The sequence below is a fragment of the Stenotrophomonas sp. STEN063 genome (assembly GCF_056854515.1).
In genome coordinates this window covers 61428-72307 of record NZ_JBXFWF010000001.1, presented here as the reverse complement: position 1 = coordinate 72307, position 10880 = coordinate 61428, and the positions used below count along the sequence as shown (strand labels likewise).

7 protein-coding genes are annotated in these 10880 nt (G+C 62.6%); all 7 read right to left on the bottom strand.

Translation table 11 applies throughout. From position 1 onward, the window contains the following. Positions 1-15: 15 nt before the first annotated feature. The 7 genes from AC1VWL_RS00300 to carB all read right to left on the bottom strand — a co-directional run bounded on the left by AC1VWL_RS00300 (position 16) and on the right by carB (position 10849). Positions 16-147 (bottom strand): hypothetical protein, encoded by a 132-nt coding sequence (locus tag AC1VWL_RS00300; protein WP_275452865.1) that lies wholly within the window; start codon positions 145-147, stop codon positions 16-18. Beyond that, positions 144-1760 carry a hypothetical protein gene (locus tag AC1VWL_RS00295; RefSeq protein ID WP_482985339.1) on the bottom strand — a complete coding sequence of 539 codons (1617 nt, stop codon included), beginning with the start codon at positions 1758-1760 and terminating at the stop codon, positions 144-146. The genes AC1VWL_RS00300 and AC1VWL_RS00295 overlap by 4 nt, the downstream gene beginning before the upstream one ends. 18 nt (positions 1761-1778) lie before the next feature. Next, positions 1779-4025 carry a type VI secretion system Vgr family protein gene (locus AC1VWL_RS00290; protein WP_482985338.1) on the bottom strand — a complete coding sequence of 749 codons (2247 nt, stop codon included), beginning with the start codon at positions 4023-4025 and terminating at the stop codon, positions 1779-1781. A 462-nt stretch (positions 4026-4487) separates the two neighbouring features. Then, positions 4488-6215: a single-stranded-DNA-specific exonuclease RecJ gene (gene recJ, locus AC1VWL_RS00285; RefSeq protein ID WP_482985337.1), complete on the bottom strand. Its 1728-nt coding sequence runs from the start codon at positions 6213-6215 to the stop codon at positions 4488-4490. After that, a complete protein-coding gene (locus tag AC1VWL_RS00280; protein WP_481533803.1) occupies positions 6208-7131 on the bottom strand; it encodes a phosphoglycerate mutase in 924 nt (307 codons plus the stop codon). The genes recJ and AC1VWL_RS00280 overlap by 8 nt, the downstream gene beginning before the upstream one ends. Positions 7132-7133: 2 nt before the next feature. Next, positions 7134-7598, bottom strand: coding sequence for a transcription elongation factor GreA (greA, locus tag AC1VWL_RS00275; protein ID WP_481533823.1), 465 nt, complete (start codon positions 7596-7598; stop codon positions 7134-7136). 8 nt (positions 7599-7606) lie between these two features. Further along, positions 7607-10849: a carbamoyl-phosphate synthase large subunit gene (carB, locus tag AC1VWL_RS00270; RefSeq protein WP_482985336.1), complete on the bottom strand. Its 3243-nt coding sequence runs from the start codon at positions 10847-10849 to the stop codon at positions 7607-7609. Between the last annotated feature and the right edge of the window lie 31 nt (positions 10850-10880).

Below are 10880 nucleotides of genomic sequence, written 5' to 3'. Positions count from 1 at the left end.
AACACTCCTTGTCGCTCAGATCGCGCGCAGCAATGCACGCAGGAAGGCTTTGACCTCGTCGCGATAGTCGGCACTGATCCAGGCCACGACGATGATCCCGATCACGATGGCCACCGCCATCACTGCTGTTTTCCTGCTTGGCGTCATGCCAGTGCTGCTCCTACCGTTGTTGATGCGTCACGTGTCACAGCCGATGGCTGCAGTAGTGTTGATGGATCGGGCAGTGGCTGCATTGCCGGCGGCTCGCTCCATACCGGCACTTCATGGTCGAGCGGATGTTCGATCGCGGGAATCCCGTTCCAACCGGGGTCCAGAAAGTCGCGCCCCACCGCAACAATCTTGCGGAAAAACTCATCACCGGCCTGGATCAACCGCTCACGTTCCTGCTGGGCGCGATGGAATCCCTGCTCCAACGCTGCGTCCAACTGCACCTCGATGGCGTCGAGCGCAGCGCGTGCGGGCCGCGGGCCCAACGCCATGGCGTTGCTCTCGGCATCAACAAACACCTTGGTACTGGCCTGCACATAGCCTGCCGAAATCTCCTGCAGCTTCTCGCAGCGTCGTGCGTCCTGCAGCAACAGCAGATCCCACAATGCCTGCGGCAAGGTCGTCGTCTTGCGGTCTGCCGGCGACAGCGGCTTTGCGATGCGAATCGCTTCCAGCAGCTCGGTGCGCGCGATTTCTTTGTTACCCGCCTGCAACTGGCACCAACCGGCCATGCGCTGCCCTTCCAGCTGGAACATGGGATTGGGGATACTGGCAGCCGACGCCGATGCCTGTAGATAGGTCTGTGCGGCGCGTTCTGGCTGCTTCGCAGTCAACCAGCAACCGGCTTCGCCGAACCAGCTCTGCATCACCAGATCCGCGCCTGCGGCATTGCCGCCTGAGCGGGCACTCTCAGCAGCGCTGCGCGCAGTGCGGTAAGCATTGATGGCATTGGCGTGGTCGCCGTGCTTGAGCCAGCTGCCCGCCACCATCATCTGCACTACCGATTGCTGGTCGTGCCAGCCGCTGCGTGACGCCAGCGCCTGCGCGCGATCGGCGCGGGCTAGCACCTGTGCGGGGCTACCGCGTTCGATCAGCAGCATCAGGTCAGCAAGCAACTGACGGTACAGCACCTCTGGGCCGCGTCCACTCGCCTGCGCGGCGGTGTCACGGGCAATGGCGAACATATCGACGCCGCCGCCGATCAAGGCAGCCGTGTCACTGTGTTTCTCCAGCAGTGGCTGCCAACGCGGATCTTCCTGGGTGTCGACCAACACCAATCGCAGGCGCTTGCCCGGGCCGGCGCTGAGTGCCGCCGAGACCCAGCGCTCAAAGCCGTCACCCGGGGCTTGGCGTTCTGGTTCCAACACTGCCGCCATCAGGCGCATATGGTCACCATGATGCGCAACAAAGCTCTCAAGCACCTCGACCACGCCGGAAGCCGAGTCCGGGTGGGTTTCATTGGGGCCGCGCCATCCAAGTGAAACACCCTGCTCCCGCAGTTCATCCTGACTGCCGAGATAGCGCTCCAACAAGTCCTGCTTGATCTGCCGGCTGTAGCGGAAACCGAGCTCGTAGCGCGCGTCGATACGCAGGAAATAGTCCGGCGTATTGCGTCCTTCGTCGTGCCGCTGCATCTCGAAGAATGCAGCAAGCAGGCGGCTTGCGTTGGCTGGCAAACGCCATATCAGCAATCGCCTGGATGGATCGGAACTGGCCTGTAACCAAGCTTCGCGCAAGGTGTCGAGGCCGCGCAACATGGGGGTGTCCTGCACGCTGAATCTCCGTTCTGCTTAGCAGTTGAGCTTGATCTCGCTACCATTGACCGAAACGCCACTGGCGTTGATCACTACCTCTGAACCACCGGCACTTATCCTGATCTCACCGGCGGTAATCTCGATGGCGGACGATTCGCCCACTGCAGCGATCAGCTTGGCTGCGGACGACAAGGTCATGTCGCCGGTCGAGAACTGCGAGTGGGTTTCGGTGACACCCTGCTCGAACGTTCCCTCCACACCGATGGTGCGCGAGCCCTTGTTTGCATCCTCCACCGCACCGGTGACTCCGCGCTTGTCCAGGCCCGTAATCGTGGTTTCCCGCCCTGCCAGGTATTGCTCGGTAACTTTTCCCTGCACCTGTTCCCACGAGGTCGAGGTGATGGTCTGCTTCCACGTGCCGGTGCGCTGGCTGATGTAGTTGCCGGTCAACGTGGTGGTGAAAGGACCAGTGATGGTTTCGGTATAGCCGGCAGCGAGAATCGTCTTGGTCTGACCGGTGTGAAAGGTCTCGGCGACTGCGCCGGTGACATCAGTGGTGCGAGTGCCGGTGACGGTCGAGGTATCGGTACCGGTAACGGTGATGCCGCGATTGCCGGTGATACCGATGGTCTGGTTGCCGCCCACAGTCATGCCGTGGTCAACCGCCACACTCGTGGTCTTGTTGTTGAGGATGCTCGCGGTCTGGTCATTGAGAACGGTGGTGACCATGTCGCGCTGCGCACGCATGTTCAACAGCTCGCCCCCCGCACCATCGTGCATGGAGACTTCGTTCCAACCACCGCCTTTGACCGTTTTCGACTTCAGGCCGCTGACTTCCATGCCGAACGGCGGCATGTTCTGCTCGTTGTAGACACGGCCGGTGATGATCGGGCGATCCGGATCGCCATCAAGAAAATCGACGATGACTTCCTGGCCGATACGTGGCGGCGACACACCGCCCATGTCAGCGCCCGCCCAAGGGCTGGAGCTACGGATCCAGCATGAGGCGTTCTCACGTCGATCCAGCTTCCTGTCCCAGTGGAACTGCACCTTCACCCGGCCATAGGCGTCGGCATGCAGCTCCTCGCCCGGCGGGCCGACCACCGTTGCGGTCTGCGGTCCAGGCATGCGTGGCCACGGTGTCTGTCGCAAGGGACGGAACGGAATACGCCTGCGCAATACCTGCGCCTGCATCTCAACGCTGGGCAATTCCGCACTGGAAAAATCGCTGGCGAAATTATTGTGACCCTCGCGCTGCATCGACACCACGAAGAACTCACGGTCTGCCTCATCGCGACCAATGAAATCAGGATGCCGTTCGAGACTGAAGCAAGCACCAGCCCCCAGGTCACCGGCATTGCCAGCGCATTCGAACAACTTGGTCGGCCAGCTCACTTCCTCGTTACGTACTGCCGCCAAGGCTTCACCAACGCGGCTGTTTGCAAAGCGTGCTGCGCCGTCATAACGGTATTGCTCCAGCGGCGGCAACAAGCCCATTGGCACCTGGTTGCCCTGGTTTCCATCAAGTTGCTGCTTGGGCTGCTTGAAATCGAAACTGCGCAATGTCTGCGCACTCGGCCCTACCCTGCGCCGCGCGCCCCAGCGATGCAGACCGGTACGCGCCAGGGTTCCCTGATCGGACACATACGCGATTGCAGCCGGTTCACCGTGTACGACACTGAGTGTGGAGTCATCGCTGATGACCAGCGTGTGCCCCTCATCATCATGTACGAAGCTGTAGTACAGGCCCGCGTCTTCCAGCAAGCGACTGACGAAAGCAAAGTCAGACTCGTTGTACTGCACGCAATAGGACAAGGGCTGCAACTTGCCGGCATTGAGATCGTAGCGGTAACGCGCCAACTGCTCGTAACCAGCAAACACTTCTTCGATGATCTGCAGAACAGTCTTGTCCTGGAAGATGCGGCAATTGCTGGTGTAATCGAGGAAGGCGAACCACGGCGCCACCTCGGCGCGGTAGCTGTTGAATTGCGCCTGTTGCCCGGTGCTGGCGAACTCGCGCACATAACCGTGCACACTGCGGCCACCAAATTCATCGCCAAGCAGCAGACGCAGCGGCTGCCCAACCAGCTGCTTCAACTCCAGCCTTGGCTGGGTAGACAGCAACTCGACGTGATAGAGGAATGGTGCGGAGACCGATTCATGGCCGTCAAAACGTTTGACCAGAAAGGTCTCTGGTGAAAGCGCGGTTTCCACTCGAACCAGGCGGCGGTCTTGATGCAGGCGTTGCACGCCGCCTGCTGCTGAAAGTGATTCTGCAAACATCGGGCGTTCCGTCGTCCCATGCGTTGTCGAGAACCCGACTGTGCCATTGCTTTATGTAACGCGCCAGTTTTCTGACACCCATATCGGGTCGTTGAAAGCTGAATTCGTAGGAATGTATTAGCCCAGGACCGGCTTCATCACGCAGTCCTCACGCAACCAAATCGCGGCTTTGCGGTGAACTGCGCGGATTCTGCTATCGGCGGCTTACAGAAGGTGTTTGTTGTCTGGACATTCGAGACACGTCTTTAGCGATGTAGATCACATAAAGCCGTGCAGACAAGTGTTGTCGCCCGGGTAAGCGCAGCGCAACCGGGGAAAGGAACCAGAATTTCTTCAGGCTTTCTGCCTGCGCTCCCAGATGCGCTGCCCACACCCGGGGGGCGTGCTACGAGTATTGATGGATCGTGGGTGAAGCCCCTGCCGAGCATGGCTCGGCACTACGGGAGGTGCGCACGCGTCAGGTCAAACGGATGCGCAGTGCTCGACGATCAATTGGATGGCTTTGCCGCCGCGATAGTCGTCGCTCACCAGTCGGTAGGCGACCTGTACATGCTGCGCGGGTGCGGTGCCGGTCCAGCCGCTGAAATGGATCGCATTGATCCGCGCCGCGCTGCCGGTCTGACGCAATACGAACTTCAGATGGCGCTCCTTGAGTACGCGCCATTCAAGCACTTCGAAAGCACCGTCAAATAAAGGTTCAGCGAAGCCCTGCCCCCACGGGCCGGCAAGACGCAGTGCTTCGGCGTGCTGGAAATCCAGTTCGGCAGGCGACAACTCGCCATCGCTGAGCAACTGCTGTTGCAGCAATGCCGGGTCCAGACTGCGCTGCACCTGCTGTTCGAAGGCCGCCTTGAATGCATCCAGATTTGCCAATGGCAAACTCAGCCCCGCAGCCATCGCGTGGCCACCGAACTTCTCCATCATTCCCGGATGGTTGGCGTTGATCGCAGCCAAGGCATCACGGATGTGGAAGCCGCTGATCGAACGCGCCGAACCACGCAGCGCATCGCCACCGGGTTCAGCTGGTGCAAAGGCAATCACCGGCCGATGCAGGCGATCCTTCATCTTCGATGCAACCAGGCCCACCACGCCCGGGTGCCACTCAGCGTCGAACAGACAAGCCGCGACGGGGCGCTGCATGTCGTCATCCAACACGGCGCGGGCAACCGCACGTTCGGCATCGTCGGTCATGATCTGCTGCACGGCGCGGCGCTCGGCATTGATCTCTTCCAGCAGCGTGGCGATCTCCCGTGCCTGTGCTGGATCTTCGGTCAACAACAGCTCAATGCCCAGCGCCATGTCTTCCAGACGCCCTGCCGCATTCAAACGCGGCGCAACGGCGTAACCGATGTCGCTGGCGCTGAGCCGACGCGGGTCGCGTCCACTCACCTCGATCAAGGCCTGCAGGCCGACGCTGGCCTTGCCAGCGCGCAGACGGCGTAAGCCCGCTGAAACCAGGGCGCGATTGTTCTCATCCAGTGCCACCAGATCGGCGACAGTGCCGACGGCGACCAGGTCCAGCAGCGTCAGCAGATCAGGTTCCGGCTGGGTCCCGAATGCTGCCTGCTCGCGCAGGTGCCGACGCAACGCCATCAACACGTAGAAGATGACGCCGACACCGGCCAGCGCTTTGCTGGGGAATGCGTCACCGTCCACATTCGGATCGACGATCGCGTCAGCCGGTGGTAGCTGCTCACCAGGAAGATGGTGATCGGTGACCAGCACCTGCCAACCCAAGGCTTTTGCTGCGCGCACGCCGGCATGACAGGCAATGCCGTGGTCGACCGTGACCAGCAGGCCCGGCTTCAACGCGGCAAGTTCTTCGACCAGCGACGGCGATAGGCCGTAGCCATGCACCATCCGGTTCGGCACGGCATGCACCACATCGCGTGCGCCCAGCATACGCAGACCACGCACGCCTACCGCACAGGCCGTGGCGCCGTCGCAGTCGAAATCACCGACGATGAGAATGCGCTTGTCGTTGGCGATTGCAGCGGCCAGCAACTGCACCGCAGCCTGCATGCCGCCGAGTAGATCAGGTGCATGCAACTGGGCCAGTCGTGGCTGCGCCTGCTCTGGCGTGGTAGCACCGCGTGCTGCATAGATGCGCCGCAGCAACGGCAGGGTTTCATCGTTCCAGCCGTCGACCGCGACCATGTCGCGGCGAACGATCTTCAAACTGTCACTCATCAGCAAGCGTCATGATCGGTTTCTTCCACAGGAGCCAACGCTGCCCGCGGGTGATGCGATAGCCGGTACCGTCTTCGAAATCCAGCTGCAACTCGCTGAGTTCGCCACGCTTGAGTGCATCGAGCAAGGGGGCGATTGCATCCCGAGCGAGCTGCTGCAGCGAACGCAGTTGGCGCAGATCTACCAACGCATCCACGCTCTGCTCGCCGCCCAGGCGCACCCCGGCCATCGCAGCCAAACCCTGCACCAGGGCATCACGGCTGCGCACCTGCGCGTGCGCGGTATGTACCGATGCCGGCAGGCTGCCAGCGCCCCAGAACCACAGTGAATTGACCGCACGCTGGCCTTGCGCCACGCGTTGTTCATTCCATGGATGCTGGTGCAGGACCACCTGCGTTTCGGTCAACAACGCGCGCCAACGGCGTCCGTTCTCTCCGTTGGGCAGATGCGAGAACAAATCGTCGCCGAGCACCACATCCGGCTCTGCAAACTCGGGCAGTGGCGTGTCAGCCGGCAGACGCAGGTACCAACGCGAGGGCGTCGGTGCATCCAATTGGTAGCCGAAACCAGCGAACAACGGCTGCAGCGCGGGTAACAAGGCGTCAACGTCAGTCTGCTCCAAGCGCAGCGTCTCGGCCGCCGCCATTAGACGCGCCCCCTGCATGTCCGGCACGATATTGGCTGGATCGGCACGCAGCCAGAAGCCGCCCGCGGCGTCGCCGGCATCGGTCTGGCGGGTCAAGGCGGCAGCCGACCAGGCGGCCGGCTGCACGCTGAAGTGACGCCGCAGCTGCGCCGATTCACCGGCCGTACCGAGCGAGCGCTCGGCACGGCCCAGGGCCATGGCCACCTGCGCCGGCAGTTCGCCTGCCGGAAAACGGCTGCGCGCGGGCAGCAGCAGCGTGGCTTTGGCCATCGTCAGTCGAGGTACTCGACGCTGACGATTTCGTACTCGCGCTGGCCAGCCGGCGCGTCGATGGCGATGGCGTCGCCTTCGTGCTTGCCAATCAGCGCACGCGCCACCGGCGAGGAAATGGCGATCAAGCCCAGCTTGATGTCCGCTTCCAGGTCACCAACGATCTGGTAACGCTTTTCTTCGTCGCTCTCGACGTCGGCCAGGGTCACCGTTGCACCGAACACCACCTTGCTGCCAGCGTTGAGCTTGCTGATGTCGATGATTTCCGAATGTGACAGTTCACCTTCCAGCTGCTTGATGCGGCCTTCGATGAAGCCCTGCTCTTCGCGTGCGGCGTGGTACTCGGCGTTTTCCTTCAGGTCACCGTGCTCGCGTGCTTCGGCGATGGCGGCGATGACCTTCGGGCGCTTCTCCGACTTCAGGTGATCCAGCTCGTCACGCAGGCGCTTGGCGCCCTTCATCGTGATGGGGGCTCTCATGCATTCAACTCCTTGTGCAGTTCCTGCAGCGACAACACCGGACCGGTGCCACGGAACTCCAGCGACTGCACCAGCGCCTTGGCGCCAGCAACGGTGGTGGAGTACGTGATGCGGTTCTGCAGTGCCTCGCGGCGGATCGAGAACGAGTCATTGATCGCAGCACGGCCTTCGGTCGTGTTGACGATGTAGACGATCTCGCCGTTCTTGATGCTGTCCACGATGTGCGGACGGCCTTCAACCACCTTGTTGACGACGTCACAGGTATAGCCGTGCTGCTGCAACCAGGCGGCGGTGCCACGGGTGGCCACCAGCGAGTAGCCGCGTTCGACCAGCCCCTGCACCGCCGGCATCACGCGCTGCTTGTCAGCGTCGCGCACCGAGATGAAGACCTTGCCGACCGGCGGGGTCTTGATGCTGCCGGCTTCCTGCGCACGTGCGAACGCTGCGCTGAAGGTACGGCCTACACCCATCACCTCACCGGTGGAGCGCATCTCCGGCCCGAGGATCGGATCGACGCCCTGGAACTTGGCAAACGGGAAGATCGCTTCCTTCACCGAGTAGTAATCCGGCACGATTTCCTTGGTCGCGCCCTGCTCGGCAAGCGTCTTGCCGGCCATGCAGCGGGCAGCGATCTTGGCCAGCGCCATGCCGGTCGCCTTGGACACGAACGGCACGGTGCGCGAGGCACGCGGGTTGACTTCCAGCAGGTAGATCACGTCGTTGCCATCGGCATCGGCCTGGATCGCGAACTGGGTGTTCATCAGGCCGACGACCTGCAGTGCCTTGGCCAGCTCGGTGACCTGGCGGCGCAGTTCGGCCTGGGTTTCAGCCGACAGCGAGTACGGCGGCAGCGAGCAGGACGAGTCACCGGAGTGCACGCCGGCTTCTTCGATGTGCTCCATCACGCCGCCGATCAGGACCTTGCCGTCCTTGTCGCAGATGATGTCGACGTCGGCTTCGACCGCCGCATCAAGGAAGTGGTCCAGCAGCACCGGCGAATCGTTGGACACCTTGACCGCGTCGCGCACGTAGCGGGCCAGGTCGGCTTCGCTGTAGACGATTTCCATTGCACGGCCGCCAAGCACGTAGCTCGGGCGCACCACCAGCGGGTAGCCGATCTCGCGGGCCAGCAGCAGGGCTTCCTGGTCGTTGCGGGCGATGCGGTTCGGCGGCTGCTTCAGGCCGAGCTTCTCGACCAGCTGCTGGAAGCGCTCACGGTCTTCGGCCAGATCGATGGAGTCCGGCGAGGTGCCGATCACCGGCACGCCATTGGCTTCCAGTGCACGCGCAAGCTTCAGCGGGGTCTGCCCGCCGTACTGCACGATCACGCCCTTGGGCTGCTCCAGCTCGACGATCTCCAGCACGTCTTCCAGCGTCAGCGGCTCGAAGTACAAGCGGTCGGAGGTGTCGTAATCGGTCGAAACGGTTTCCGGGTTGCAGTTGACCATGATGGTTTCGAAACCATCCTCGCGCAGGGCGAGCGCAGCGTGCACGCAGCAATAATCGAACTCGATGCCCTGGCCGATGCGGTTCGGGCCACCGCCCAGGATCATGATCTTGTCGCGGTTGCTCGGCGCGGCCTCGCACTCGTCCTCGTAGGTCGAGTACAGGTAGGCGGTGCCGGTGGCGAACTCGCCGGCGCAGGAGTCAACGCGCTTGTAGACCGGACGCACCTTGTGGGCGCGACGCAGTGCACGGATGGCCGCTTCGTTGGTGCCGGTCAGCTGCGCCAGGCGCGCATCGGAGAAACCGGCGCGCTTGAGCTTGCGCAGGCGCGCTGCGTTCAGCGAATCGATACCTTCGGCATGGACCTGCTTTTCGTCAGCGATGATCTCTTCGATCTGGTCGAGGAACCACGGGTCGATGTGCGACAGGCCATAGATTTCTTCCACGCTCATGCCGGTACGGAAGGCATCGCCGACGTAGAACAGACGCTCCGGGCCCGGGGCCTTGAGCTCGCGCTTCATGGTGGCGACGTCGTCTTCGTTGCCCAGGTCCAGCTCGGTCGGGTCGAGGCCGACCTTGCCGGTTTCCAGGCCACGCAGTGCCTTCTGCAGCGATTCCTTGAAGGTGCGGCCCATCGCCATCACCTCGCCCACCGACTTCATCTGGGTGGTCAGGCGCGCGTCGGCAGCAGGGAACTTCTCGAAGGCAAAGCGCGGAATCTTGGTGACGACGTAGTCGATCGACGGCTCAAACGAGGCCGGGGTCAGGCCGCCGGTGATTTCGTTCTTCAATTCGTCCAGGGTGTAACCGACAGCCAGCTTGGCGGCGACCTTGGCGATCGGGAAGCCGGTGGCCTTGGAGGCCAGTGCCGAGGAACGCGATACGCGCGGATTCATCTCGATCACCACCACGCGGCCGGTGGTCGGGCTGATGCCGAACTGCACGTTCGAACCGCCGGTATCCACGCCGATCTTGCGCAGCACGGCGATGGAGGCATCGCGCAGGCGCTGGTATTCCTTGTCGGTCAGGGTCTGCGCCGGTGCCACGGTGATCGAGTCACCGGTGTGCACGCCCATCGGGTCCAGGTTCTCGATCGAGCAGACGATGATGCAGTTGTCCGCGGTGTCGCGGACCACTTCCATTTCGAATTCCTTCCAGCCCAGCACCGATTCTTCGACCAGCACTTCGGTGGTCGGCGACAGTTCCAGGCCGCGACCAACGATCTCGATCAGCTCTTCGCGGTTGTAGGCGATGCCGCCGCCGCTGCCGCCGAGGGTGAAGGACGGCCGGATGATGGTCGGGTAGCCAACGCGGGTCTGGATTTCCAGCGCCTCTTCCAGCGTGTGGGCGACGGCTGCAGTCGGGCATTCCAGGCCGATCTCGCCCATCGCCACGCGGAACAGCTCGCGGTCTTCGGCCATGCGGATGGCTTCGCGCTTGGCACCGATCAGCTCGACGTTGTACTTCTCCAGCACGCCGTGGTCAGCCAGGTCCAGCGCGCAGTTCAGCGCGGTCTGGCCGCCCATGGTCGGCAGCAGCGCGTCGGGGCGCTCCTTGTCGATGATCTTCTCGACCGTCTGCCAGTTGATCGGCTCGATGTAGACGGCATCGGCCATCTCCGGGTCGGTCATGATCGTGGCCGGGTTGGAGTTCACCAACACCACGCGGTAACCCTCGTCACGCAGCGCCTTGCACGCCTGCGCGCCGGAGTAGTCGAACTCACAGGCTTGGCCGATGACGATCGGGCCGGCGCCGATGATCAGGATGGTTTTTAGGTCGGTGCGCTTTGGCATTTTCTTCTCTAAGTCAGTACAGCGTGTCTGG

Coding starts and splice junctions, on each gene's coding strand:
- AC1VWL_RS00300 (WP_275452865.1), bottom strand. CDS start 147: ATGACGCCAAGCAGGAAAACAGCAGTGATGGCGGTGGCCATCGTGATC.
- AC1VWL_RS00290 (WP_482985338.1), bottom strand. CDS start 4,025: ATGTTTGCAGAATCACTTTCAGCAGCAGGCGGCGTGCAACGCCTGCAT.
- recJ (WP_482985337.1), bottom strand. CDS start 6,215: ATGAGTGACAGTTTGAAGATCGTTCGCCGCGACATGGTCGCGGTCGAC.
- AC1VWL_RS00280 (WP_481533803.1), bottom strand. CDS start 7,131: ATGGCCAAAGCCACGCTGCTGCTGCCCGCGCGCAGCCGTTTTCCGGCA.
- carB (WP_482985336.1), bottom strand. CDS start 10,849: ATGCCAAAGCGCACCGACCTAAAAACCATCCTGATCATCGGCGCCGGC.